This is a genomic window from Leclercia sp. UBA5958 (assembly GCF_002430365.1).
Taxonomy (GTDB): domain Bacteria; phylum Pseudomonadota; class Gammaproteobacteria; order Enterobacterales; family Enterobacteriaceae; genus Enterobacter; species Enterobacter pneumoniae.
In genome coordinates this window covers 359833-384423 of sequence record NZ_DJCE01000007.1, presented here as the reverse complement: position 1 = coordinate 384423, position 24591 = coordinate 359833, and the positions used below count along the sequence as shown (strand labels likewise).

The 24591-nt window shown below is 52.6% G+C and carries 27 protein-coding genes; 19 read left to right on the top strand and 8 right to left on the bottom strand.

From position 1 onward, the window contains the following. The 11 genes from nadD (at position 1) to lipA (ending at position 10783) form a co-directional block, all read left to right on the top strand. Positions 1-669, top strand: coding sequence for a nicotinate-nucleotide adenylyltransferase (nadD, locus tag B2Q93_RS11230; protein ID WP_046884295.1), 669 nt, complete (start codon positions 1-3; stop codon positions 667-669). Between the two features lie 255 nt (positions 670-924). Beyond that, a complete protein-coding gene (gene rsfS, locus B2Q93_RS11225) occupies positions 925-1242 on the top strand; it encodes a ribosome silencing factor (RefSeq protein WP_040076579.1) in 318 nt (105 codons plus the stop codon). 3 nt (positions 1243-1245) lie between these two features. Then, entirely contained in the window at positions 1246-1713 is a 468-nt protein-coding gene (gene rlmH / locus B2Q93_RS11220; RefSeq protein WP_040076580.1) for a 23S rRNA (pseudouridine(1915)-N(3))-methyltransferase RlmH, read from the top strand. A gap of 30 nt (positions 1714-1743) precedes the next feature. After that, positions 1744-3645 (top strand): peptidoglycan DD-transpeptidase MrdA, encoded by a 1902-nt coding sequence (gene mrdA / locus B2Q93_RS11215; protein ID WP_046884296.1) that lies wholly within the window; start codon positions 1744-1746, stop codon positions 3643-3645. Between the two features lie 2 nt (positions 3646-3647). Next, complete coding sequence (mrdB, locus tag B2Q93_RS11210; RefSeq protein ID WP_032617027.1) at positions 3648-4760, top strand: peptidoglycan glycosyltransferase MrdB; 1113 nt, start codon at positions 3648-3650, stop codon at positions 4758-4760. Between the two features lie 10 nt (positions 4761-4770). Next, the gene (gene rlpA / locus B2Q93_RS11205) at positions 4771-5901 is read left to right on the top strand and encodes an endolytic peptidoglycan transglycosylase RlpA (RefSeq protein WP_207293216.1); all 1131 of its coding nucleotides are present in this window, start codon (positions 4771-4773) and stop codon (positions 5899-5901) included. 139 nt (positions 5902-6040) lie between these two features. After that, positions 6041-7252, top strand: a complete 1212-nt coding sequence (gene dacA / locus B2Q93_RS11200; RefSeq protein ID WP_046884298.1) for a D-alanyl-D-alanine carboxypeptidase DacA — start codon at positions 6041-6043, stop codon at positions 7250-7252. Between the two features lie 106 nt (positions 7253-7358). Then, on the top strand, positions 7359-7622 hold the full coding sequence (gene ybeD / locus B2Q93_RS11195) for a DUF493 family protein YbeD (RefSeq protein ID WP_003858718.1): 264 nt from the start codon (positions 7359-7361) through the stop codon (positions 7620-7622). A gap of 92 nt (positions 7623-7714) precedes the next feature. Continuing rightward, positions 7715-8356 carry a lipoyl(octanoyl) transferase LipB gene (gene lipB, locus B2Q93_RS11190; RefSeq protein WP_286933033.1) on the top strand — a complete coding sequence of 214 codons (642 nt, stop codon included), beginning with the start codon at positions 7715-7717 and terminating at the stop codon, positions 8354-8356. Positions 8357-8656: 300 nt separating this feature from the next. Continuing rightward, on the top strand, positions 8657-9610 hold the full coding sequence (locus B2Q93_RS11185; RefSeq protein WP_040076586.1) for a YbeF family transcriptional regulator: 954 nt from the start codon (positions 8657-8659) through the stop codon (positions 9608-9610). Between the two features lie 207 nt (positions 9611-9817). Further along, positions 9818-10783 (top strand): lipoyl synthase, encoded by a 966-nt coding sequence (gene lipA / locus B2Q93_RS11180; RefSeq protein ID WP_046884300.1) that lies wholly within the window; start codon positions 9818-9820, stop codon positions 10781-10783. Between the two features lie 74 nt (positions 10784-10857). Here lipA and tatE read toward each other — a convergent pair whose 3' ends face one another. Together tatE and B2Q93_RS11170 are read right to left on the bottom strand one after the other, a co-directional pair. Then, complete coding sequence (gene tatE / locus B2Q93_RS11175; RefSeq protein ID WP_040076588.1) at positions 10858-11061, bottom strand: twin-arginine translocase subunit TatE; 204 nt, start codon at positions 11059-11061, stop codon at positions 10858-10860. Between the two features lie 128 nt (positions 11062-11189). Further along, a complete protein-coding gene (locus tag B2Q93_RS11170) occupies positions 11190-11978 on the bottom strand; it encodes a deaminated glutathione amidase (protein ID WP_286933030.1) in 789 nt (262 codons plus the stop codon). 66 nt (positions 11979-12044) lie between these two features. On the opposite strand from B2Q93_RS11170, the gene crcB reads away from it, so the two are divergent. After that, positions 12045-12428: a fluoride efflux transporter CrcB gene (crcB, locus tag B2Q93_RS11165; protein ID WP_046884302.1), complete on the top strand. Its 384-nt coding sequence runs from the start codon at positions 12045-12047 to the stop codon at positions 12426-12428. 219 nt (positions 12429-12647) lie between these two features. Here crcB and cspE read toward each other — a convergent pair whose 3' ends face one another. Together cspE and pagP are read right to left on the bottom strand one after the other, a co-directional pair. Further along, the gene (cspE, locus tag B2Q93_RS11160) at positions 12648-12857 is read right to left on the bottom strand and encodes a transcription antiterminator/RNA stability regulator CspE (RefSeq protein ID WP_002439184.1); all 210 of its coding nucleotides are present in this window, start codon (positions 12855-12857) and stop codon (positions 12648-12650) included. Positions 12858-13047: 190 nt separating this feature from the next. Further along, the gene (gene pagP / locus B2Q93_RS11155) at positions 13048-13623 is read right to left on the bottom strand and encodes a lipid IV(A) palmitoyltransferase PagP (protein WP_212476873.1); all 576 of its coding nucleotides are present in this window, start codon (positions 13621-13623) and stop codon (positions 13048-13050) included. Positions 13624-14262: 639 nt separating this feature from the next. On the opposite strand from pagP, the gene dcuC reads away from it, so the two are divergent. Both dcuC and rna read left to right on the top strand, forming a co-directional pair. Next, positions 14263-15636: an anaerobic C4-dicarboxylate transporter DcuC gene (gene dcuC, locus B2Q93_RS11150; RefSeq protein WP_286933023.1), complete on the top strand. Its 1374-nt coding sequence runs from the start codon at positions 14263-14265 to the stop codon at positions 15634-15636. A gap of 88 nt (positions 15637-15724) precedes the next feature. Continuing rightward, positions 15725-16534, top strand: coding sequence for a ribonuclease I (rna, locus tag B2Q93_RS11145; protein ID WP_286933020.1), 810 nt, complete (start codon positions 15725-15727; stop codon positions 16532-16534). Positions 16535-16538: 4 nt separating this feature from the next. On the opposite strand, the gene B2Q93_RS11140 is transcribed toward rna, so the two are convergent. Further along, on the bottom strand, positions 16539-17156 hold the full coding sequence (locus tag B2Q93_RS11140; protein WP_286933017.1) for a flavin reductase family protein: 618 nt from the start codon (positions 17154-17156) through the stop codon (positions 16539-16541). 395 nt (positions 17157-17551) lie between these two features. Here B2Q93_RS11140 and rnk point away from each other — a divergent pair, with 395 nt between their 5' ends. The 3 genes from rnk (at position 17552) to uspG (ending at position 18780) form a co-directional block, all read left to right on the top strand. Next, positions 17552-17962 (top strand): nucleoside diphosphate kinase regulator, encoded by a 411-nt coding sequence (rnk, locus tag B2Q93_RS11135; RefSeq protein ID WP_207293208.1) that lies wholly within the window; start codon positions 17552-17554, stop codon positions 17960-17962. Positions 17963-18100: 138 nt separating this feature from the next. Further along, a complete protein-coding gene (yldA, locus tag B2Q93_RS21270; RefSeq protein ID WP_353960801.1) occupies positions 18101-18190 on the top strand; it encodes a small membrane protein YldA in 90 nt (29 codons plus the stop codon). 161 nt (positions 18191-18351) lie between these two features. After that, positions 18352-18780, top strand: a complete 429-nt coding sequence (gene uspG / locus B2Q93_RS11130; protein WP_046884306.1) for a universal stress protein UspG — start codon at positions 18352-18354, stop codon at positions 18778-18780. 58 nt (positions 18781-18838) lie between these two features. On the opposite strand, the gene ahpF is transcribed toward uspG, so the two are convergent. Together ahpF and ahpC are read right to left on the bottom strand one after the other, a co-directional pair. Then, positions 18839-20404 carry an alkyl hydroperoxide reductase subunit F gene (ahpF, locus tag B2Q93_RS11125; RefSeq protein WP_046884307.1) on the bottom strand — a complete coding sequence of 522 codons (1566 nt, stop codon included), beginning with the start codon at positions 20402-20404 and terminating at the stop codon, positions 18839-18841. 125 nt (positions 20405-20529) lie between these two features. Further along, positions 20530-21093 carry an alkyl hydroperoxide reductase subunit C gene (ahpC, locus tag B2Q93_RS11120; RefSeq protein ID WP_006818993.1) on the bottom strand — a complete coding sequence of 188 codons (564 nt, stop codon included), beginning with the start codon at positions 21091-21093 and terminating at the stop codon, positions 20530-20532. A 368-nt stretch (positions 21094-21461) separates the two neighbouring features. Between ahpC and dsbG the strand changes: the two genes are divergently transcribed. Both dsbG and citR read left to right on the top strand, forming a co-directional pair. After that, the gene (gene dsbG / locus B2Q93_RS11115; RefSeq protein WP_286933013.1) at positions 21462-22208 is read left to right on the top strand and encodes a thiol:disulfide interchange protein DsbG; all 747 of its coding nucleotides are present in this window, start codon (positions 21462-21464) and stop codon (positions 22206-22208) included. A gap of 217 nt (positions 22209-22425) precedes the next feature. Continuing rightward, positions 22426-23322: a DNA-binding transcriptional repressor CitR gene (gene citR, locus B2Q93_RS11110; RefSeq protein ID WP_286933010.1), complete on the top strand. Its 897-nt coding sequence runs from the start codon at positions 22426-22428 to the stop codon at positions 23320-23322. 61 nt (positions 23323-23383) lie between these two features. Here citR and B2Q93_RS11105 read toward each other — a convergent pair whose 3' ends face one another. Next, complete coding sequence (locus tag B2Q93_RS11105; protein WP_286933007.1) at positions 23384-24544, bottom strand: pyridoxal phosphate-dependent aminotransferase; 1161 nt, start codon at positions 24542-24544, stop codon at positions 23384-23386. Positions 24545-24591: the final 47 nt, after the last annotated feature.

Genomic DNA, 24591 nt, shown 5'->3' with positions numbered 1-24591 from the left:
ATGAAAACGCTACAGGCGCTGTATGGCGGCACTTTCGACCCAGTTCACTATGGGCACCTGAAGCCGGTAGAGGTACTGGCAAACCTGATTGGGCTGCAGCGGGTTATCATCATGCCCAATAATGTGCCCCCTCACCGCCCTCAGCCGGAGGCGACCAGCGAACAGCGTAAAACCATGCTTGAGCTGGCGATTGCCGATAAACCCCTTTTTCGCCTCGATGAGCGCGAGCTCCGTCGGGATACTCCCTCCTGGACTGCGCAAACCTTGCAGGCATGGCGAGAAGAGCAAGGCCCGGACGCACCGCTGGCCTTTATTATTGGGCAGGATTCGTTACTCAGCTTTCCCTCCTGGTATCAGTACGACACCATCCTCAATAACAGCCATCTTATTGTCTGCCGTCGCCCGGGCTATCCTTTAACGATGAAAGAAGAGGTGCACCAGCAGTGGCTTGAAGCGCACCTGACGCCCCACGTTGACGATCTGCATACCTTGCCTGCCGGTAAAATCTATCTGGCTGAAACGCCGTGGTTTGATATCTCTGCCACCCAGATTCGTCAGCGCCTGCAGAACGGTCAATCCTGCGCAGAAATGTTACCCGAAGCGGTACTTCGTTACATTCAGCAGCAGGGTCTGTACCAGAAAACCGACAACGACGCGCTGAAAGGCTGAAAAAGCCGTCCATTCACGCTCTCGCCATTGACAGCCCCATCCAGGCTGATATCCTCCGCAGCCAGGCGATGCCAGGCATGCTTTTACAAAAACTGTTTTACAAAAATGGCGATGCAATCTCTGACCGGGGGTGGGATGATACCCGCCTCCAAACGCCCGTCCGGTGACAATTGTCCCGACGCCGCCGTCAGTTCAGGTATACTGTCTGGCTACGAATTTAATATTGCTCAATCTCACTCACCCCAGGGGGAACACTTGCAGGGTAAAGCACTCCAGGATTTTGTTATCGACAAAATTGATGACCTGAAAGGTCAGGACATCATTGCCATTGACGTTCAGGGCAAATCAAGCATCACCGACTGCATGATCATCTGCACCGGTACCTCCACGCGCCATGTCGCGTCTATTGCTGACCATGTGGTTCAGGCGTCTCGCGCGGCAGGTATGTTACCGCTGGGCGTGGAAGGCGAAGCGACCGCTGACTGGGTCGTGGTTGACTTAGGCGATGTTATTGTCCACGTCATGCAGGAAGAGAGTCGTCGCCTGTATGAGCTGGAAAAGCTCTGGGGTTAATGCGTGAAGCTGCAGCTGGTCGCCGTTGGCACCAAAATGCCCGACTGGGTACAAACCGGTTTCACTGAATATCTGCGCCGTTTTCCTAAGGATATGCCGTTTGAACTGGTCGAAATTCCGGCGGGTAAGCGTGGCAAAAACGCGGATATCAAACGCATTCTGGATAAAGAGGGTGAGATGATGCTGGCTGCAGCAGGTAAAAACCGCATCGTCACTCTCGATATTCCGGGGAAACCCTGGGATACGCCCCAACTGGCGCACGAGCTCGAACGCTGGAAGCAGGATGGTCGCGACGTCAGCCTGTTGATTGGCGGCCCGGAGGGGTTATCCCCTGCCTGCAAAGCGGCAGCAGAACAGAGTTGGTCTCTCTCCGCGCTGACACTTCCCCACCCTCTGGTGCGGGTGCTGGTTGCCGAGAGCCTCTACCGCGCGTGGAGTATCACAACCAACCATCCTTATCACCGTGAGTAATGATTACGTTCTGGATAAATTAAGCAGCGGATGAAACTACAGAATTCTTTTCGCGACTATTCGGCTGAGTCCGCGCTGTTTGTGCGTCGGGCGCTGGTCGCCTTTTTGGGGATTTTGCTGCTTACTGGCGTGCTAATTGCCAACCTCTATAATCTGCAGGTCGTCCGTTTTACCGACTACCAGACGCGTTCTAACGAAAACCGTATCAAACTGGTTCCCATCGCGCCGAGTCGCGGCATTATCTACGATCGTAACGGCACGCCGCTGGCGCTGAACCGCACGATCTACCAAATCGAAATGATGCCTGAGAAGGTCGATAATGTTCAGCAGACGCTGGAAGCCCTGCGCAGCGTGGTGGACCTGAATGACGAAGATATCGCGACCTTTAAAAAAGAGCGCTCACGCTCACACCGCTTTACCTCCATTCCGGTGAAAACGAACCTGACCGAAGTCCAGGTTGCCCGCTTTGCTGTAAACCAGTACCGTTTCCCTGGCGTTGAGGTGAAAGGCTATAAACGCCGCTTCTACCCTTATGGCTCGGCCCTGACCCACGTTATTGGCTACGTCTCTAAAATTAACGATAAAGACGTCGAACGCCTGGATAAAGATGGCAAACTCGCTAACTACGCGGCGACCCATGATATCGGCAAGCTGGGGATTGAGCGTTACTATGAAGACGTGCTGCATGGCCAGACGGGCTATGAAGAGGTTGAAGTTAACAACCGTGGCCGCGTCATCCGCCAGTTAAAAGAGGTGCCGCCGCAGGCAGGGCATGATATCTACCTGACCCTCGATCTGAAGCTGCAGCAATATATCGAAACCCTGCTGGCTGGCAGCCGTGCGGCGGTGATTGTTACCGACCCGCGTACCGGCAGCATTCTGTCGCTGGTCTCAACGCCAAGCTATGATCCGAACCTCTTTGTGGATGGGATCTCCAGCAAGGATTACTCCGGCCTGCTGAACGACCCGAACACCCCGCTAATTAACCGCGCCACCCAGGGCGTCTACCCGCCAGCGTCCACCGTGAAGCCGTATGTGGCCGTTTCTGCCCTCAGTTCTGGGGTGATCACCCGTAACACCAGCCTCTTTGACCCCGGCTGGTGGCAGCTGCCAGGGTCTGAAAAGCGGTACCGTGACTGGAAAAAATGGGGTCACGGTCATCTGAATGTCACCAAATCGCTTGAAGAGTCTGCCGATACCTTCTTCTATCAGGTCGCTTACGACATGGGTATCGATCGGCTGTCCGAGTGGATGGGGAAATTTGGCTATGGCCACTACACCGGTATCGATCTTTCGGAAGAACGCTCCGGTAACATGCCAACCCGCGAATGGAAGCTAAAACGCTTCAAAAAACCCTGGTATCAGGGCGATACCATTCCGGTGGGTATCGGTCAGGGGTACTGGACCGCTACGCCGATCCAGATGAACAAAGCGCTGATGACGCTGATTAACGACGGGGTGGTAAAAGTGCCGCACCTGCTGATGAGCACCGTTGAAAATGGCAAGAAAGTTCCCTGGATTCAGCCGCACGAGCCGCCGGTGGGCGATATTCATTCCGGTTATTGGGAAATCGCCAAAGACGGGATGTTTGGCGTTGCGAACCGTGCGAACGGTACGGCGCATAAATACTTTGCGGGCGCACCTTATAAAATTGCGGCTAAATCCGGTACTGCGCAGGTCTTCGGCCTGAAGGCTAACGAAACCTATAACGCGCATAAAATTGCCGAACGTCTGCGTGACCACAAACTGATGATCGGCTTCGCCCCTTATGACAACCCGCAGGTTGCCGTCTCGATTATTCTGGAAAACGGCGGCGCCGGCCCGGCGGTTGGTACCATCATGCGCCAGATCCTCGATCACATCATGCTGGGTGATAACAACACCGAATTGCCAAATGAAAACCCGGCTACCGCCGCCGCGGAGGACCAATAATCGTGACGGATAATCCGAATAAAAAATCGCTGTGGGACAAAATCCATATCGATCCGGCCATGCTGCTGATTTTGCTGGCGCTGCTGGTTTATAGCGCGCTGGTTATCTGGAGCGCCAGCGGCCAGGACCTGGGTATGACGGAGCGCAAGATCGGCCAGATCACTATGGGCCTGGTGGTGATGGTGGTGATGGCGCAGATCCCGCCTCGTGTCTATGAAGGCTGGGCCCCCTATCTCTATATTTTTTGTATCATTCTGCTGGTCGCTGTCGATGCGTTTGGCGCCATTTCCAAGGGTGCACAGCGTTGGCTTGATCTGGGGATAGTGCGTTTTCAGCCCTCAGAGATTGCAAAAATTGCGGTGCCGCTGATGGTGGCGCGCTTTATCAACCGCGACGTCTGCCCCCCCTCACTGAAGAATACGGCTATCGCACTGGTGCTGATCTTCCTGCCTACCCTGCTGGTGGCGGCACAGCCTGACCTGGGAACCTCGATTCTTATCGCCCTTTCCGGTCTGTTTGTACTGTTCCTTTCCGGCCTGAGCTGGCGTCTGATTGGCATCGCGGTGGTGCTGGTGGCAGCCTTTATTCCCATCCTGTGGTTCTTCCTGATGCACGACTATCAACGTCAACGCGTCATGATGCTGCTGGATCCAGAGAGCGATCCACTGGGGGCGGGCTATCATATTATACAGTCGAAGATTGCTATTGGTTCCGGTGGCCTGCGCGGAAAGGGTTGGCTCCATGGTACCCAGTCGCAGCTGGAGTTCTTACCTGAACGTCATACCGACTTTATCTTTGCGGTACTGGCAGAAGAGCTGGGGCTGGTTGGCATCTTAATCCTGCTGGCGCTTTATCTGCTGCTTATCATGCGTGGGCTGTGGATTGCGGCGCGGGCGCAAACCACCTTTGGTCGCGTAATGGCCGGTGGCTTGATGTTGATTTTATTCGTTTATGTTTTCGTAAATATTGGTATGGTGAGCGGTATTCTGCCGGTGGTTGGCGTACCGCTGCCGCTGGTAAGTTACGGAGGGTCGGCACTGATCGTGCTGATGGCCGGGTTTGGTATCGTCATGTCGATCCATACCCACAGAAAAATGTTGTCAAAGAGCGTATAAGGGGAGCGCAATGCGCAAGCAGTGGCCTGGGATCTGCATCGCAGTAAGTTTACTGGCAGCCTGTACAAGTGACGATGGTCAGCAGCAAGCGACCGTCGCACCCGCGCAGCCAGCGGTCTGTAATGGTCCGATTGTTGAGATTAGTGGTGCCGATCCACGCTTTGAACCGCTGAGCGCTACCGCCAATCAGGATTACGAGCGTGACGGCAAAAGCTATAAAATTGTGCAGGATGCCTCGCGCTTCAGTCAGGCAGGCCTGGCTGCGATTTATGATGCGGAGCCCGGCAGTAACCTGACGGCTTCAGGCGAAGCGTTCGACCCTATGCAGCTTACTGCCGCCCATCCAACGCTGCCGATCCCGAGCTATGCCCGTATCACTAACCTGGCCAATGGCCGGATGATTGTGGTGCGCATTAACGATCGCGGCCCGTACGGTAATGATCGCGTTATTTCGCTCTCCCGCGCGGCGGCAGACCGACTGAACACCTCAAACAATACCAAAGTGCGCATCGATCCTATCATCGTGGCGCAGGATGGTTCGCTTTCAGGTCCGGGTATGGCCTGCACTACGGTCGCTAAACAGACCTACGCTCTGCCTGCTCGCCCCGATTTAAGCGGCGGAATGGGTAGCGTCTCCTCCCCGGCTGAGCCTGCGGTTCCCCAGGGTGATGTACGTGCTATCAGCAACGATACGCTGAAAAGTGAAGACAGCATGGGCGCGCCAGTCAGCAGCAGTGGCTTCCTCGGTGCGCCAACCACGCTGGCTTCTGGCGTGCTGGAAGGTAGCGAGCCGCCAGCACCGCAGCCGGTTGCAGCGCCGCAAACGGCTGCACCCGTTACGGCACCGCAAAACACAGCACCGGTCACGGCGCCAGGCGCTACCCAGGGTGCCGTTGCTGCCTCCCCTGCTGCTGCGGGTAACTTTGTCGTACAGGTTGGTGCAGTCAGCGATCAGGCTCGCGCCCAGCAGTATCAGCAGGGGCTCAGCCAGAAGTTTGGTGTACCGGGTCGTCTGGAACAAAATGGCGCCGTCTGGCGTATTCAGTTAGGCCCGTTTGCCAGCAAGAGTGAAGCCGCAGCGCTGCAACAACGTTTACAAAATGAAGCGCAACTGCAGTCCTTTATCGCTGTTGCAAAATGATTAATCGGCGGTGTCCGAATTGTCAGTTTTTGTCAGAGTGGTTAACACTCTCACGCTGAAAGTCGGATGCCTGCCTGTATAGCTTTTGCTATAGTAAGGCACTTTTTTTAATTTCATCACGGACGTCGTTGTTCTGACCATGAAGACCACTTTCTCCGCTCGTTTTGTGCAGCGCATGGCGCTCACCACGGCACTTTGCGCAGCCACACTGTCTGCCGCTCACGCCGATGACCTTAACATTAAGACCATGATCCCTGGCGTTCCGCAGATTGACGCGGAATCTTATATCCTGATCGACTACAACTCCGGCAAAGTGCTGGCGGAACAGAACGCTGACGCGCGCCGTGATCCGGCCAGCCTGACCAAAATGATGACCAGCTATGTCATCGGCCAGGCGATGAAAGCGGGTAAATTTAAAGAGACGGATCTGGTCACCATCGGTAACGATGCCTGGGCGACGGGCAACCCGGTCTTTAAAGGCTCGTCTCTGATGTTCCTGAAACCAGGCATGCAGGTTCCGGTATCCCAGCTGATTCGTGGCATTAACCTGCAATCCGGTAATGACGCCTGCGTGGCGATGGCCGATTTTGCTGCCGGTAGCCAGGATGCCTTCGTCGGTCTGATGAACAGCTATGTGAACGCGCTGGGTCTGAAGAACAGCCATTTCCAGACGGTACACGGCCTGGATGCAGAGGGGCAGTACAGCTCCGCACGGGATATGGCGCTGATTGGTCAGGCGCTGATTCGTGATGTGCCGAACGAATACTCTATCTACAAAGAGAAAGAGTTCACCTTTAACGGCATCCGCCAGATGAACCGTAACGGCCTGCTGTGGGATAACAGCCTGAAGGTAGACGGCATCAAAACCGGCCATACCGATAAAGCCGGCTATAACCTGGTTGCTTCCGCCACCGAAGGTCAGATGCGTTTGATCTCTGCCGTAATGGGCGGTCGTACTTATAAAGGTCGCGAAACTGAGAGCAAAAAACTGCTGACCTGGGGCTTCCGTTTCTTCGAAACCGTGAACCCGCTGAAAGCCGGTAAAGAGTTTGCTTCCGAGCCCGTCTGGTTTGGCAGCAACGATCGCGCCTCTTTAGGTGTGGATAAAGATCTCTATCTCACCATTCCCCGTGGCCGTATGAAAGACCTGAAAGCCAGCTATGTGCTGACTTCCAGCGAGCTGCATGCACCGTTGCAGAAAAATCAGGTTGTCGGCACCATCAATTTCCAGCTTGATGGCAAAACCATCGATCAGCGTCCGCTGGTGGTGCTGGAAGAAATTCCGGAAGGCAATTTCTTTGGCAAAATCATTGATTACATTAAATTGATGTTCCACCACTGGTTTGGTTGAAATCTGAACACTTGAAAGTGTGATTTCCGTCCCCATATACTATGTAACCTGATAACTCCCACCCGCGTGGGAGTTATTCTTTTTTTGATGCAATACCGGAGCTGACATGAAAACCAAACTTAACGAACTGCTTGAATTCCCTACCCCTTTTACTTACAAAGTAATGGGTCTGGCGAAACCTGAGTTGGTTGATCAGGTGGTGGAAGTGGTACAGCGCCATGCGCCGGGTGACTATTCTCCGTCGGTCAAACCGAGCAGCAAAGGTAACTACCACTCGGTTTCAATCACCATCACCGCGACGCACATTGAGCAAGTGGAAACCCTGTACGAAGAGCTCGGTAACATCGAAATCGTACGTATGGTGCTCTAATCCTCTCGGTTACCCGGTTTGCCGGGTAACCCGTTTTCCCCCTGTGATATACTCCCCGCTACACTTTTCCTCTCGTTTTCGGAGATGTTGTTTTGCATCAGGATAAAATTCTTGTCCGCCATCTGGGGCTACAGCCCTATGAACCAGTCTCCATTGCTATGCACGAATTCACTGATACCCGCGATGAAAACACCCTGGATGAAATATGGTTGGTTGAACATCCGCCCGTCTTCACTCAGGGCCAGGCAGGTAAAGCCGAGCATCTGCTGATGCCGGGTGACATTCCAGTGATCCAGAGCGACCGCGGCGGTCAGGTCACCTACCACGGCCCGGGCCAGCAGGTAATGTATGTGTTACTTAACCTGAAGCGCAGAAAGCTGGGCGTGCGGGAGCTGGTCACACTGCTTGAGGAGACGGTGGTTAATACACTGGCAGAATTCAATATTGAAGCCCATCCACGTGCCGATGCACCGGGCGTCTACGTGGGCGAGATGAAAATTTGCTCACTGGGTTTACGCATCCGCAAAGGCTGTTCATTTCACGGACTGGCCCTGAATATCGATATGGATCTTTCGCCTTTCCATCGAATCAATCCATGCGGTTACGCAGGGATGGAAATGACCCAAATGCGTCAGTTCAGCGATAATATAGCGATTGATAATGTTCGCCCTCGTTTAGTTAATGCTTTTTTAGCACTGCTAAACTATCCACCCCATGAATATATGGATGCTTAAAATTATTCCTTTTTGGCCCACTTATTTGTCGGGCCATCCTTATTTCCCCGCATTTTGACTTTACAATAAACACGAGTTTCTATATTTTCAAAAAGCCTGCAAAGCCCCTGCCAATAAGCGCTAAATAATAGCCTGTGCCGGCACGGCCATCCGAGTGGCAAGTCACTACCTGCGCAGCAGTCAAGCAACCGTTTGATTCCTAACAGCAAGTAACTACGGCAAAACTGTTCAATCAGAACAATAAGCATAATATTTAATTTCAACTATTATTTATATTGCGAACAAGAATGGAGCGAAAGCGTGGATTATAATAATCGTCCAGAAAAACGCCTTAGTGAGCCGAGCGGAGATGCGAAACCGCAAATTTTTCGGACTTTACGCAATATTGACCTCAACTTATTGACAATATTCGAGGCAGTATATGTCCACAAAGGAATCGTTAATGCTGCGAAAATTCTTAATCTCACGCCGTCAGCTATAAGCCAGTCTATCCAGAAGTTACGCGCCATATTTCCCGATCCGCTTTTCATTCGTAAAGGCCAGGGGGTTACGCCTACCGCGTATGCCACGCATCTGCATGAATATATTAGTCAGGGGCTTGAGTCGATCCTTGGGGCACTGGACCTGACTGGCAGCTATGACAAACAGCGTACTATTACCATCGGTACCACGCCTTCCATCGGCGCACTGTTGATGCCACAGATCTACCACGCCGTCAAAACTCACGCACCGCAACTGCTGCTGCGCAACATTCCGATTACCGATGCGGAAGCCCAGCTTGCCCAATTTCAGACCGACCTGATTATTGATGCTAATACGCTCAATGCACGCGCGCTCAGCCATACCGTGCTGTTTACCGACACCTTGTTATTGGTGTGTCGTAAGCATCACCCGGCGCTGAGCCAGCCGGCCACGATTGAAAATCTGCGCCATTACGAGCAAACGCTACTAATTACCGAAGGGCAAAGTATGAACGGCCTGCGTCAGCGGGTGAATGAGATCTTCCCGGAGCGTCCGGTGAGCTTTAGTAGTTACAATATGTTTACGATTGCCGCCCTGATCGGTAGCAGCGATTTGATTGGTATCATGCCGACGCGCATGTTCAGTCTGCTTCGCAACTGCTGGCCGCTGGAGCAGATCCCTCTGGCGCAACTCAACGCAGAAACGGCTGAGATATCGCTGTATTACAACAAGCTGAGCCTGCGCGATCCGGTACTGGAAAACGTCATCAACGTGATCCGTCAGACGTTTTGAGTCATCACACTACCCATGACGCCTGTCGCGGGTAGGTCAAATCGCACAATCCAACAACTATTTTACAAATTGGCGACCGCTCAGGCTGCTTTATCGTCCGTATCAATGATATACTGCCTGTCGTTCGTTCAAATATAGTTGATAATTGCAACATTCCCTTGAATAGAAACGCTTTCCCTCGAATTTCGCAACTGGAACACGCACGCTATGAGTAAACCCATTGTGATGGAACGCGGTGTTAAATACCGCGATGCCGATAAAATGGCCCTTATCCCGGTTAAAAACGTGGCTACGGAGCGCGAAGCGCTGTTAAGAAAACCGGAATGGATGAAAATCAAACTTCCGGCCGACTCGTCGCGTATCCAGGGAATCAAAGCGGCGATGCGTAAAAACGGCCTTCACTCCGTTTGTGAAGAGGCCTCTTGTCCTAACCTGGCCGAGTGTTTCAACCACGGTACAGCGACCTTCATGATCCTGGGTGCCATCTGTACCCGTCGTTGCCCGTTCTGTGACGTTGCCCATGGCCGCCCTGTCGCGCCGGATGCGAATGAGCCGCAGAAACTGGGGCAGACAATTGCCGACATGGCGCTGCGCTATGTGGTTATCACCTCCGTTGACCGCGACGATCTGCGTGACGGCGGTGCACAGCACTTTGCCGACTGCATTACCGCGATTCGCGAGAAAAGTCCGAACATCAAAATTGAAACGCTGGTGCCTGACTTCCGTGGCCGTATGGACCGCGCTCTGGAGATCCTGAACGCGACGCCGCCAGACGTGTTTAACCACAACCTGGAAAACGTGCCACGCCTGTATCGTCAGGTACGTCCTGGTGCAGACTACAACTGGTCTCTGAAGCTGCTGGAGCGCTTTAAAGAGGCGCATCCAGATATCCCAACGAAATCGGGTCTGATGGTGGGTCTGGGCGAAACTAACGAAGAGATTATTGAAGTGATGCGCGACCTGCGTCGTCACGGCGTGACCATGCTGACGCTGGGCCAGTATCTCCAGCCAAGCCGTCACCACCTGCCGGTTCAGCGCTACGTCAGCCCGGAAGAGTTTGATGAAATGAAAGCTGAAGCCATGGCAATGGGCTTTACCCATGCAGCCTGTGGTCCGTTTGTCCGCTCTTCTTACCACGCCGATATGCAGGCGAAAGGGGAAGAGGTGAAATAAGCGGATCACACCCGCTTACATTTCCCCCATAAAAAAACCGGCCTGAGCCGGTTTTTTTGTTTACTGCGAGCCTATTACTCTTTGTGAGAGAGCTTCTCAGCGGTGATGTCTGCATCGGCCGTTTTCTTTGCCGTTACATCATCGTCGTTCATCGCTTTTTTGAAGCCTTTAATGGCTGCACCCAGATCTCCGCCCAGCGTGCGTAACTTTTTAGTACCAAACAGCAGGACCACCAGTGCGGCTACCACCAGCAGTTTGGTAATACTAATCTCACCCATAGATACCTTCTTGACTTGAAACAGGCTGCGTAATGCGCCCTTAAAACCCGAGTTTATTAACGGTCATTTGGCGCGCTGACACAATAGCAATCTGTAACAAGGTGAATCAAGCCTTGTTGAAAAAAACGTCATAATAATTGCGGTGGCGCAAAACGGCGGTTACGTAACACCGGTAATTGTTGCCGGGCATAGGCGATACGTTGTGGGTTGATTTCAGCGATTAACAGCGCAGGTGCCTCCGCCGCAGCGGCAACGGTCACGCCCAGCGGATCGATGACACGGCTTTGCCCGATATTTTTGTTCCCACACTCGCCTGCCGCCACGACATAACAGGTCGTATCCAGCGCCCGGGCCGCCAGCAACGTCGACCAGTGATGCTCCTTCAGGGGGCCCCGGACCCAGGCCGCAGGGAGTACCAGTACCTGTGCGCCCGCTAGCGCCAGATTGATCGCCATCTCCGGGAAACGAAGATCGTAACAGGTCATCAACCCAAGCTGGATCCCCTCGATCTCGATAAGCGGCGGCACGATCGTTCCGGCATCCACCAGCCTCGACTCCTGAATACTGAACGCATCGTAGAGATGCAGCTTGGCGTACTGCTCAACGATTTTGCCGTCCCGCAATGCAACCAGCGTATTCACCGCCCTGCCCGCAGTGGAAGGCACATGCAGCGTCAAGACGGTTGTCATAGTATTGCGTGCGCTCTCAGCCAGTAGCAATGTGAGAAAACCACCGTCGAGCGGCTGAGCCGATTTCACAGAGAGATCCGGGTCGTTATCATTACGCGCTAGCAGCGCTTCGGGTAACACTAGCAGCGAGGCCCCCTGCTCCGCGGCCTGCTCCATCAGCGATACACAGGTTTCTGCATTTTTTTGCCATTCCGGCGTTACTGCAAACTGCCCTACCGCGACATACATATTTTCCCCCTGCCATAAACGGCGTTACACTCATAACCTCTACACATCAAATAGCAGGTATTGTTCGTGTTTCAACTACTTTTAGCCGTATTTATTGGCGGCGGAACGGGCAGCGTTGCGCGTTGGTTGTTAAGCATGCGCTTCAACCCACTGCATCAGATCATTCCCCTGGGCACGCTGGCCGCCAACCTGATCGGTGCGTTTATCATTGGTATGGGTCTGGCCTGGTTCAACCGCATGACGCACATTGATCCTGTCTGGAAGCTTCTGATCACCACCGGCTTTTGTGGTGGCCTGACAACCTTTTCAACGTTTTCGGCGGAAGTCGTCTTTTTGCTGCAGGAAGGCCGTGTTTCGTGGGCGTTATTGAATATCGCGTTAAACCTGCTGGGGTCGCTGATGATGACCGCGATCGCATTCTGGCTTTTTTCTGGCGCAAACGCGCAATAGAAACCGCGCGTTAATGTTGTCTTAATTTTTCTCTGGCACCCTGAGCCCAACTTGTGAGAAGGGGTGCCGGGATGAAAGAGAACATGATGTGCGCGGGGATGGTGATGCTGAGTTTGCTTATCGTCGCCAGCTTTCTGAATTTATATCTGTTTAGCTAAGCTGAAACGAAAAAAACCCGCTCAGTGAGCGGGTTTTGAAATTCTTGCTGTCTCGTCTGGATTACAGAGCGATTACGTTAGCAGCAGAAGGGCCTTTGGCACCGTTAGTGATTTCAAACTCAACGCGCTGACCTTCAGCCAGAGTTTTGAAACCATTGCTCTGGATTGCAGAGAAGTGTACGAACACGTCTTTGCTGCCATCTTCCGGAGTAATGAAACCGAATCCTTTGGACTCATTAAACCACTTAACGTTACCTTTAATCTTAGACATCAAAATTACCTTTACATGAAAAAAAGACACTAATGCTGTGTCGGGTATCAGTACATCAATTGTGAGACGTTTTGTCCAGCGGAGATTTTATAAAAAGTGACAAAAGTCGCGTTAATCTTTGCCACTTCCTTTTTATCCTTTGCGATTCAATGACTGACTGTTTTTTCACCAAAATGTAAAGTTATCTCAGTTAAAACTGGAAGCGCATCCAGGCAAAATAGACGTTACCGTTATTATACGTTCCGGGTATATAGGTCATCTGGAAGGTTGCCGGACCGTAACCCACGGAAGCCAGGGGTAGCAATACAGGTACGGGGATGTACTTCCAGTTATCACGTGCGGTGACGCCAGCGGTATAGCCCAATCCGACGTGGAAATTGTCATCTGCCAGCGGTCGCCAGGTCTTTTCCCAGCCATAACCCCCGATCGGCTCCCATTTGTTATAGGAGTCTTTAAACGCCATCAGGTAGATACCGTTCCAGTTACCTTTCTCATCCCAGCGTGACTGACCAAAGCCAGCACCCCATGGGCGCTCGTTATAGCGGTCGGTCTTATCTTTATCATAGGCAAAACGGGCATGCCAGGTGATGGCCGGTACGTAGAGGTCATAATGTTCGGGTTCATTCCATGTTTGCGCAACGTTATCCTTAAACGTTGAAAACCACCCTTTGTCGCTTCCATTTTCAGCGGATAACGCGGCGGAAGAGAGTGTAAGCTGACCAAAAATAAACAAAAAAACCAGGGCAAATTTATTAATTACTGTCACGATTCTATTACCATGCTATGTATTCAACGCTTATCTTCGCATAGCTTAATTGAATGAACCCTTAACAACATTAGCGCTACTCTTAATTATTAATCACTACTAATAAGATTTATCCTGGATAACCCTGTCCATTACGCTAATAATCCTCTACATACAGCTAAAAAAGGCTCAAAAGGTGGCAAGGCACGCTGTACGCCACTCCCACGCTGAGTCTGCTAATGACAGGCTAAAAAAATAATATGTTATCTGCATAATTATTAACTCAGCGATAATAATTATTTACCCCACTTACCAGCCGGTAAAAATATATTTCTACAATGAATAAAAGCGAGTGGAAAATAACACCTCCAACCGAACCTCGCGAATAAATATAACACCTTGCTCCGCAAAGAAATTTTTAGCTTACGATGTTTGCGCAGCACCTTGACGGCGGTGCGTAACCGACGTGAAGGTGGAGGCGTAGGCCTTACACGGACGGCTTTCGTTACCAGGCCTGCTAAATATCGCTGATCTCCCCTTTAGTAGTAGATTTATTGATTTTGGTCAGCAATATTGGGCCATTATTTCGGCACATTTTTACACCTTATGATTCTTACTACTTTTATCCATACGCTCTGGGCGTCGGGGACAGGGGAAAACATGCTTACCGTTATTGAGCTTCTTATCGGCGTGGTCGTCATTGTTGGCGTCGCGCGCTATATCATCAAAGGCTACTCAGCCACCGGCGTGTTGTTCGTGGGGGGCCTGGCCCTGCTGATCGTCAGCGCGCTGATGGGCCATCAGGTTTTACCTGCCAGTGCGGAAAGCACCGGTTACACCGCGACTGATATTGTTGAGTACATCAAAATCCTGCTGATGAGTCGCGGCGGCGACCTCGGTATGATGATCATGATGTTATGCGGTTTTGCCGCTTACATGACGCACATCGGTGCCAACGACATGGTCGTGAAGCTGGCCTCGAAACCGCTTCAATACATCAACTCTCCTTATATGTTGATGATTGCCGCCTATTTCGTGGCTTGCCTGATGTCGCTGGCAGTTTCATCGGCCACCGGTTTGGGCGTGTTACTGATGGCGACGCTGTTCCCGGTAATGGTAAACGTGGGGATCAGTCGTGGCGCCGCCGCGGCGATTTGCGCCTCCCCCGCAGCCATTATTCTCTCCCCTACTTCCGGAGATGTGGTGCTTGCAGCGAAAGCCGCAGAAATGCCGCTGATTGATTTTGCCTTTAAAACGACCCTGCCCATCTCCATTGCGGCCATTATTGGTATGGCTATCGCGCACTTCTTCTGGCAGCGCTATCTCGATAAAAAAGAGAACATCTCTCACGAAATGATGGATGTGAACGAGATCACCACCACGGCACCGTCGTTTTATGCCATCCTGCCGTTCACACCCATTGTGGGCGTCCTGATTTTCGACGGCAAATGGGGCCCACAGCTGCATATCATCACCATCCTGATTATCTGTATGTTGGTGGCCGCCGTGCTGGAATTCGTACGGGGTTTTAATATCCAGAAGGTCTTTAGCGGTCTCGACGTTGCGTGGCGCGGTATGGCCGATGCTTTTGCCAACGTAGTGATGCTGCTGGTGGCAGCCGGGGTCTTCGCCCAGGGGCTGAGCACCATAGGCTTTATTCAGAGCCTGATCTCTATCGCCACCTCGTTTGGCTCGGCAAGCATTATCCTGATGCTGGTGCTGGTGGTACTGACCATGCTGGCCGCGATGACCACTGGCTCCGGCAATGCTCCGTTTTATGCGTTTGTCGAAATGATTCCAAAACTGGCGCACTCATCGGGGATTAACCCAGCCTATCTCTCGATCCCGATGTTGCAGGCCTCCAATCTTGGCCGTACCATCTCTCCCGTCTCTGGTGTGGTGGTTGCCGTTGCCGGTATGGCAAAAATTTCGCCTTTCGAAGTGGTAAAACGCACCTCAGTTCCGGTACTGGTGGGGCTAGTGATTGTGATTGTCGCCACCGAGATTCTGGTGCCCGGCACCGCAGCAGGTTAACCTGCCGCTCAGCAAAAAGCGCCGTCTGGCGCTTTTTGTGTTTTAATTACGGCAAGTAATTATTTGCTTTCAACTATCAGGAATTGACATGTTCAGGAAGGATTTCGTTTACCGTCTCAGCGCCGCCGCCGTGGCGATGTTTGCCTGCGCCGCACAAGCTACGCCACTGAAGGCAACCCAGTACGGGGATTTTGACCGCTACGTGCTGGCATTGTCGTGGCAGTCGGGATTCTGTCAGAGCCTGCGCGACAGAAAGAGCGCCGAGCCGGACGAGTGTCGCCTGCAAAAAGAGAGCACGGACAAAACTGCGGTCCTGACGATCCATGGCCTGTGGCCGGGTCTGCCGAAGTCGGTTGCTGCGCGTGGTGTGGATGAACGCCGCTGGATGCGCTTCGGCTGCGCGACTCGCCCGATTCCTAACATGCCGGAAGCCAAAGCGGGGATGAAATGCGCCGCGGCAGAAACGGGTTTATCACTTACAGGGGCCGCAAAGCTGAGCGAGTCCATGCCGGGCGCAGGAGGGAACTCCTGCCTTGAACGGTATGAATATGCGAAGCACGGCGTCTGTTTTGGATTCGATCCTGACGCCTATTTTGGCACTATGGTGCGGATGAATCAGGAGGTCAAAAGCAGCCCTCTGGGACAGTTCCTCGCCGCCAATTATGGCAAAACCATCAGCCGCAGCGCTTTTGATGCGGCCGTGGCCCAAAGCTTTGGCAAGCCGGCGGTAAAAGCCGTAAAGCTCACCTGTAACGGCAACCCTGCCTATCTCACCGAGATGCAAATCTCGCTGCAGGCCAGCCAGATTAACGCGCCGCTTGCGGCCTCATCCTTTGCCCCACAGCCGCATCCGGGCAACTGTGGGAAAAAGTTTGTTCTCGATAAAGTAGGATATTAAGCGCTTACTTACGCGCGTCCGGGCGCACCAGATCAAAACGCTGGTCTTCGCTTATTGCAAAGTAAGCACTCGGTCCACCGGCGCGGAGCACAGGCTCCGCCCGTGCCGTCTGATAAATACCGTCCTGCAGTAGCGCTTCATCGATATGAATCCCCACCACCTCCCCCAGCACCAGCCAGGTGTCAATGGCTTCGCCATTCGCGGCGGTGAGCTGAATACATTGTGACAAGCGACATTCGAAGTTCACCGGGCTTTCAGCCACTCGTGGTACCTGTACAACCCGGCTTTCAGCCTTGGTCAGCCCGGCACGAATAAACTCATCCTCACCGCGCGGCAGGCTGGCGGATGTTTCGTTCATCGCGCTGGCCAGCGTGCGGGTCGTAAGATTCCAGACAAACTCGCCGGTCTCAACGATGTTACGCACGCTGTCCTTCCAGCCACTGCTGGCAAAGCCAATAATGGGCGGATGGTAGTTAAAGCAGTTAAAGAAGCTGTAGGGTGCCAGGTTGTGTTGCCCTGACGCATTGCGAGAGGCGATCCAGCCAATCGGACGCGGGCCAATGATGGCATTCAGCGGGTCATGCGGCAGGCCGTGCCCCTGTGAAGGTTGGTAAAAGTACATAGCGCTCTCTGAACAGTATGGAGACTGGCAGGGCGTAAATTGCGCTTCGCTCATTCCCCTGCCCCCAGGAGAATCAGCGTAACGCAATCTGTTAGATTTTACGACGTTATCACCCGGGCAGGCCGTCTTCTGTCTGCCTGAGTCGCCCCATCCGGGCGCTTAAAAACTATAATGCAAAACGGCGAAGGATCACGCGCCGGGGCCTAAAATCATACAAACGACTCAGGGAGACGGGTTATGAACAATCACCTCTGTGAATGTGCGCTTGATCACTTCAAACATGGCGCCAGAGTCAGTATTATCATCAGACGATAAACCCTCGCTGCCAGACGGCGAGGGTTTTCTTTTGGGATCTTTTCTGCGGTTGTCGCAGCATTAACGACATGGAGTAAATTATGTCACGACCAACAATCATCATTAATGAACTCGATGCTGAACGTATCGACCGCCTGTTAGAGCAGCCGGCGTTTGCTTCTCTGCCCGTTGCTGATGCCCTCAATGCCGAGCTGGATCGCGCCCAGATGTGCACGCCGCAAAATATGCCGCATGATGTGGTGACGATGAACAGCAAGGTAAAGTTTCGCGATTTGACCACCGGGGAAGTGCGTGTCCGCACCCTGGTCTATCCCGCGCAGATGACCGACAGCGCGACCCAGCTTTCGGTGCTGGCTCCGGTTGGCGCAGCGCTGATTGGTTTACGCGCCGGAGATACCATCAACTGGGCATTACCTGGTGGCACATCGACGCATCTGGAGGTGCTGGAACTGCTCTGGCAACCTGAAGCAGCCGGTGAATACCTGCGTTAACCTTTCTGAATAAGCGTCCCGACGCTTTGCACAGAGGATGCCCGCGCATCCTCTTTCCGCAAAATCATACTTTCGTGCTATTGAGCGTAAATTCCCGTTAATCCAGGCTTAATTTGTTTCAGTGCCGCGGGGACGGTCATGAACGAAGGGCTTGTTATCTCACTCTTTTTCCTGGTGTTAATGGCAGTCATTATTATGGCTGTGCTTTATCTTGAACGGCACTGGTAACTAACCTCTATAAATTCCCCGCTCCCGATTGGCTTTTTTTGCCCCTCTTTTCTGCCTGAAAGATTTATTCAGACGATATTAAAAGTGCCACCCGCCTGGCAGAAACGGACATTCTCTTGTGATTGAATGGATAGTGCGTTAATAAACAGGGAGAAAGTCGCATGTATCAGACAATTATTATGCCGGTGGATGTTTTTGAAATGGAACTGAGTGATAAAGCGATTCGCCACGCCGAATTCCTGGCACAACAGGATGGCATCATTCATTTACTGCATGTCCTGCCCGGATCATCCAGCTTCGGCCTGCATCGTTTCGCCGCGGACATTCGCCGCTTCGAAGAGCACATTGAGCACGAAGCACAAACGCGCCTGAAAACCATGGTCAGCCATTTCAGCATTGACCCGTCCAGGATCAGAACGCACGTCTGTTTTGGTAATGTGCGCGATGTGGTTAATGAAGTCGCCAGCGAACTCAATGCCGATGTGGTGGTGATTGGCTCGCGCAACCCCTCAATTTCCACCCACCTGCTGGGTTCGAACGCGTCAAGCGTCATCCGCCACGCCTTTATTCCGGTGTTGGTCGTCAGGTAAAAAAAGAGGCTACCCTGGGGGTAGCCTCTTCACTTTGCAGGTGTAGTCTTACTTTTTTTTATGCCGTCCTGGTGCGAATCAGATAATCAAAGGAACTCAGTGACGCCTTCGCCCCTTCGCCGGTAGCGATGATGATCTGTTTGTACGGTACGGTGGTGCAGTCGCCCGCTGCGAACACGCCTTTCACGCTGGTTTCGCATTTCGCGTCAATGATGATTTCGCCCATGCGATTACGCTCAATGGCGCCTTCCAGCCAGTTAGTGTTTGGCAACAGCCCAATCTGCACGAAGATCCCCGACAGCTGTACGCCGTGCACATCACCGCTCACGCGGTCGCGGTATTCCAGACCTGTCACTTTACTACCGTCGCCCTTCACTTCCGTCGTCTGCGCATTCAGAACGATATCGACGTTTTTCAGGCTACGCACTTTATCCTGCAGGACCTGGTCCGCTTTCATTTCAGGGGCAAACTCCAGCAGCGTAACGTGTTCAACGATACCCGCCAGGTCGATAGCCGCTTCCACGCCGGAGTTACCGCCGCCGATCACCGCCACGCGTTTACCTTTAAACAGCGGGCCGTCGCAGTGTGGGCAATAGGTCACGCCTTTGGTGCGATAGTGATCTTCACCCGGCACGTTCATGTTGCGCCATTTGGCACCGGTTGCAATGATGATGCTGCGTGCTTTCAGCACCGCGCCGGAGGCGGTTTCAATCTGGTGTAACCCGCCTTCTACCGCTGCCGGAACCAGTTTGCTGGCGCTCTGGCTGTCAATCACGTCCACTTCGTAATCGCTAACGTGCGCCTTCAGGGCACCGGCCAGCTTCTGGCCTTCGGTTTTCGGCACAGAGATATAGTTTTCAATATCCACGGTGTCGAGCACCTGGCCGCCAAAACGCTCGCCCATCAGACCGGTACGAATACCTTTACGTGCCGAGTAGACCGCCGCCGCCGCACCTGCCGGGCCAGAGCCCACGATCAGTACGTCGTAAGCATCGCGTTTGTTCAGCTCGTCTGCTGCGCGTTTTTCCGCGCCGGTATCCACTTTCGCCACGATTTCAGCCAGCGTCATACGGCCCTGACCAAACTCTTTACCGTTCATAAAGACCGCGGGAACGCCCATTACGTTACGTTCGGTGATCTCATTCTGATACACGCCGCCGTCGATAGCCGTGTGTTTGATACGCGGATTCAGCACCGACATCAGGTTCAGCGCCTGCACAACGTCAGGGCAGTTATGGCAAGAGAGCGAGTAATAGGTTTCGAACTCGAAATCACCGTCGATATCGCGGATCTGCTCCAGCAGCGCCTGCGCCTCTTTGGACGGATGCCCACCGGTCCACAGCAACGCCAGTACCAGGGAGGTAAATTCGTGGCCCAGCGGAGAACCGGCGAAGCGCGGTCCCTGCACAGAGCCAGGGTTAGTAATCAGGAAAGAGGGCTTACGCACTGGCAGCGCGTTATCTTCCTTAAAGGTCACTTTCGGTGACAGTTCGGCAATCTCTGCCAGCAGTTCCTTGATCTCTGCCGATTTAGCGCTGTCATCCAGCGTGGCAATCAGCTCAACAGGTTTGGTCAGTTTTTCAAGGTAAGCCTTGAGCTGGGTTTTCATATTTGTGTCGAGCATTGTTCTTCCCTCTCTTAAAACGTCATCATGCAAGCCGCCTTATTTGGGCCGCCTGAATGCAACTTGCATCATGGTGCTGAAATAAATGGGCGCGGGCGCGCCCATTGATGAACGGGTAGTAAAACTTAGATTTTACCAACCAGATCTAAAGATGGAGCCAGGGTCGCTTCGCCTTCTTTCCATTTCGCCGGGCATACTTCGCCTGGGTGAGAAGCAACGTACTGAGCCGCTTTCACTTTACGCAGCAGGTCAGACGCATCACGGCCGATACCTTCAGCGGTAACTTCGATTGCCTGGATGATGCCCTGCGGGTCAACAACGAAGGTTGCACGATCTGCCAGGCCTTCGTCTTCACGCATGTTGTCGAAGTTACGGGTCAGGGCGCCAGTCGGGTCACCGATCATCGCGTATTTGATTTTCGCGATGGTTTCAGAGCTACCGTGCCATGCTTTGTGGGTGAAGTGGGTGTCAGTAGAGACAGAGTAAACATCCACGCCCAGTTTCTGCAGCTCTTCATAGTGGTCTGCAACGTCGCCCAGTTCGGTCGGGCAAACGAAAGTAAAGTCAGCCGGGTAGAAGAAGAAGACGCTCCAGCGACCTTCGGTATCTTTCTCGGTTACTTCAATGAACTCACCGTTTTTGAACGCCTGGTTTTTGAAAGGTTTAATTTTAGTGTTAATCAAAGACATCTGTACTTCCTCCGTGTTTTCGTTGAGGTGTAAGGTAACCAACTTTGCTCATCGGGGCTAATGGGTAGGCGTTATCAAATCAATCAGCCATACCTAACAACCCACATGAAACCGGTTATCAACCCTTAAACGTAAAAAGGCCGCCTTTACGGGCGGCCCTGATACCTGAAATACCCGTGGGTAACTTCAGTGCCAGCCGAAGCTGGCGATGTGTTGCGCTCTACATTACCTTTAGCAAGGTCGTAACAGCGCTATGGATTACACCATCCTGTATGATAAAGGACAATTACCCGGCACCGCACTTGTGCCTATGGTTGCGATAGGTTTTGTCGAATCAGATGCCTGGCCTCTGATATATAAGGATTTTTATGTTGAAACGTACCCTTTTACTCTCTCTCATTCCCGCTCTGGTGCAGGCTGAGGAGTTGCCCGCCCCTGTTAAAGCTATTGAAAAACAGGGTATCACCATTATCAAACCCTTCGAGGCACCCGGCGGTGTTAAGGGTTGGCTGGGCAAATATCAGGATATGGGGGTCACCATCTACCTGACCCCAGACGGCAAGCATGCTATATCCGGGTACATGTACGATGATAAAGGAACCAACCTTAGCGAAAAGGTGATTCAGAAAGAGATCTATGCGCCCGCCGGCCGCGAGCTGTGGCAGCGCATGGAGAAAGCACAATGGCTCCTGGAGGGGGATAAAGCGGCACCGCGCGTTATCTATGTCTTCGCCGATCCGTTCTGCCCTTACTGCAAACAGTTCTGGCAGCAAGCGCAGCCCTGGGTAAAGGCAGGAAAAGTACAACTTCGTACGTTGCTGGTAGGCGTCATCAAACCCGAGAGCAAAGCCACCGCTGCGGCCATTCTGGCGGCGAAAGATCCGGCCAAAGTCTGGCATGAGTATGAAAGCTCAGGCGGCAAATTGTCGTTAGATGTCCCCTCTTCCCCCTCTGCTGAACACCTTAAAACGCTGAAGCATCACGAGGCCATTATGGATGCCCTCGGAGCAAACGCCACCCCCGCCATTTATTACATGAACAGCGACAACGAATTACAACAAGTGACCGGGCTGCCCGAAAAAGAACAATTGGATATGATGATGGGTAAACAATAATGTTACCCGGTGGCGGCCATTTCTCTCCGCCACCACCCCTTTCGTGGATAATTTAATAAAAATCTTCGTCTCGAATAAATCCACAGGCATGATATATTTAGTTCACGTTCAAACGTAATTAAGCTAGTCATTGAAATGGATTGTAAATGGCTAAATTAAATCTATAGCTATCATTTATACGAAAAGCGCTATCGGCACAGCTACATCAGGAAGAAACATGGCTAACCTTTATGATCTGAAGAAATTTGACCTTAACCTGCTGGTGATATTTGAGTGCATTTATCAGCATCTGAGTATAAGCAAAGCGGCAGAAACGCTTTTTATTACCCCTTCGGCGGTCAGTCAGTCATTACAGCGGTTGCGCAATCAACTCAACGATCCGCTTTTTATTCGCTCGGGTAAAGGTATTACGCCCACGACGGTTGGCACCAATTTGCATATCCATCTGGAACAGAATCTTAACCAGCTGGAGCAGACCATTAATATCATGCACAACAGTAAGTTGAAGAAAAACTTCATCATCTACTGTCCGCAAATAATTACCACTAAAGTGATTATGGAGCCGCTAAAGCTGCTGATAGGCGAACATAATTATGAAATTGAACTGCATGACATGATGGTGACGCGTGAGTCGGCTGAAGATTTACTGGCCTACCGAAAAGCCGACCTGATCTTCTCCTTCACGCCATTACAAAACCGGTCGATTACCTGTACCGATTTCAGAGAGATACCCTTCGTTCTGTTTTGCCGAAAAGATCATCCGCGTATTGGAGAGGCCCCGGATCGCGAAAGCTTGCTGCTGGAGAAATTCACCGCCTTTTTAAGCGAGGAGCCAGGAGTTAAAAACTTCCAGTCAACCATTGCGGAAGCGCTCCCGGATCGCAATGTCGCTTTTCGTAGCGACTCCTATATGACAATACTCTCTATGGTTAGCACTTCGGATATGATTGGCATCGCCCCGGAAATTGTTTTCCAGCGATATGCCGATTTTCTTGAATTGAGAGCGATCAATGCTGATTTTGAGCTGCCGCGAATGAAAATACATATGATGTATAACCGTTCCGCATTGAACAGCAACAGCTTCTCCCATTTTATTGCGCAAATTAGCCCATAAAAATAATCGATTCTGATCGGGTATTACACCGGGATCAGAATCGCATTATTTTATCTGCGTTTCACAACGTATTTAATCGTTCTGCGGCGGCCAGAAGCGTTGACTCCTGCTTGGCAAAACAGAGCCGAATAAGCTTATGTGGGAAGGGCCCGGCACAAAATACTGAGAGCGGAATGGCGGCCACGCCCACCTCTTTTGTCAGCCACTGACAGAAACTCACATCATCGAGATCGGAGATGGCGCTATAGTCAGCGAGCAAGAAATAGGTACCCTCGCAGGGCAATAGCTTCAGGCGGCTATTGCCGAGGGCGTCAACAAAACAGTCCCGGCGCGTCCGGTAAAACGCCGGTAACTCGCGATAATGACCCGGTTCGGCGCGCAACATATCCGCCAGCGCCAACTGAGCCGGGGTATTAACCGAAAAGGTCAGGTACTGATGCACCTTGCGCAACTCGGCGGTGATGGCCGCCGGCGCCACACAGTAACCTACTTTCCAGCCGGTCATATGATAGGTTTTGCCAAAGGACGATACCGCAATGGCGCGCTGGCGCAGCTGCGGATGGCTTAACACGCTGGCATGCCCCTCTTCGGCGAAGCAGATATGCTCATAGACTTCATCGCTCAGCACGTAGATTTCATGGTCGGCGATCGCCTGCCACAGGGCGGCGAAATCGGCCTTGCGCCATACCGTGGCTGACGGATTATGCGGCGTATTCAGGATCACTAAACGTGTTTTGTCACTCAACAGGGCAGCAAAGGCCTGCCAGTCCGGGCGAAAGTGTGGCGGCTGCAGCGCAATGCGTTTCACGACCCCACCAGCCAGTTCAATCGCGGGCGCGTAGCTGTCGTAGCTCGGGTCAAAGCAGATCACCTCATCACCGGCGCGTACCAGCGCAGTAATGGCCGCATATAACGCTTCGGTCGCGCCGGCGGTAACCGTCACTTCTGTATTCGCATCTGGTGTGTAGCCGTAGAGCTCAGCCGTTTTATCGGCAATGGCTTCGCGCAGAGGCTGAACGCCGGTCATCGGCGCATATTGATTTGCGCCGGCGGCAACGTGATGCGCCAGCCGAGCCTGCAAATAGCCCGGGCCATCGAAATCCGGAAACCCCTGCGAAAGATTAATGGCGTTGTGCTGCTGAGCCAGAGCGCTCATTTGCGTGAAGATGGTGGTGCCAAGATTGGGGAGTTTGCTCTCTGGAATCAATGGTTTATCGTTCATTGTGTTATGCCTGCTTGTAATACTTATGTTGCTGCCACTATAACACG

Bases quoted from the DNA above. Each gene is read 5' to 3' on its own strand.
- uspG (WP_046884306.1), top strand. From the start codon at position 18,352: ATGTATCAGACAATTATTATGCCGGTGGATGTTTTTGAAATGGAACTG.
- citR (WP_286933010.1), top strand. From the start codon at position 22,426: ATGGCTAACCTTTATGATCTGAAGAAATTTGACCTTAACCTGCTGGTG.
- ahpC (WP_006818993.1), bottom strand. From the start codon at position 21,093: ATGTCTTTGATTAACACTAAAATTAAACCTTTCAAAAACCAGGCGTTC.
- B2Q93_RS11170 (WP_286933030.1), bottom strand. From the start codon at position 11,978: ATGTATGTCGCGGTAGGGCAGTTTGCAGTAACGCCGGAATGGCAAAAA.
- rnk (WP_207293208.1), top strand. From the start codon at position 17,552: ATGTCACGACCAACAATCATCATTAATGAACTCGATGCTGAACGTATC.
- B2Q93_RS11140 (WP_286933017.1), bottom strand. From the start codon at position 17,156: ATGTACTTTTACCAACCTTCACAGGGGCACGGCCTGCCGCATGACCCG.
- rlpA (WP_207293216.1), top strand. From the start codon at position 4,771: ATGCGCAAGCAGTGGCCTGGGATCTGCATCGCAGTAAGTTTACTGGCA.
- dacA (WP_046884298.1), top strand. From the start codon at position 6,041: ATGAAGACCACTTTCTCCGCTCGTTTTGTGCAGCGCATGGCGCTCACC.
- mrdA (WP_046884296.1), top strand. From the start codon at position 1,744: ATGAAACTACAGAATTCTTTTCGCGACTATTCGGCTGAGTCCGCGCTG.
- nadD (WP_046884295.1), top strand. From the start codon at position 1: ATGAAAACGCTACAGGCGCTGTATGGCGGCACTTTCGACCCAGTTCAC.
- ybeD (WP_003858718.1), top strand. From the start codon at position 7,359: ATGAAAACCAAACTTAACGAACTGCTTGAATTCCCTACCCCTTTTACT.
- dcuC (WP_286933023.1), top strand. From the start codon at position 14,263: ATGCTTACCGTTATTGAGCTTCTTATCGGCGTGGTCGTCATTGTTGGC.
- B2Q93_RS11105 (WP_286933007.1), bottom strand. From the start codon at position 24,544: ATGAACGATAAACCATTGATTCCAGAGAGCAAACTCCCCAATCTTGGC.
- rna (WP_286933020.1), top strand. From the start codon at position 15,725: ATGTTCAGGAAGGATTTCGTTTACCGTCTCAGCGCCGCCGCCGTGGCG.
- tatE (WP_040076588.1), bottom strand. From the start codon at position 11,061: ATGGGTGAGATTAGTATTACCAAACTGCTGGTGGTAGCCGCACTGGTG.
- lipA (WP_046884300.1), top strand. From the start codon at position 9,818: ATGAGTAAACCCATTGTGATGGAACGCGGTGTTAAATACCGCGATGCC.
- dsbG (WP_286933013.1), top strand. From the start codon at position 21,462: ATGTTGAAACGTACCCTTTTACTCTCTCTCATTCCCGCTCTGGTGCAG.
- cspE (WP_002439184.1), bottom strand. From the start codon at position 12,857: ATGTCTAAGATTAAAGGTAACGTTAAGTGGTTTAATGAGTCCAAAGGA.
- ahpF (WP_046884307.1), bottom strand. From the start codon at position 20,404: ATGCTCGACACAAATATGAAAACCCAGCTCAAGGCTTACCTTGAAAAA.
- yldA (WP_353960801.1), top strand. From the start codon at position 18,101: ATGAACGAAGGGCTTGTTATCTCACTCTTTTTCCTGGTGTTAATGGCA.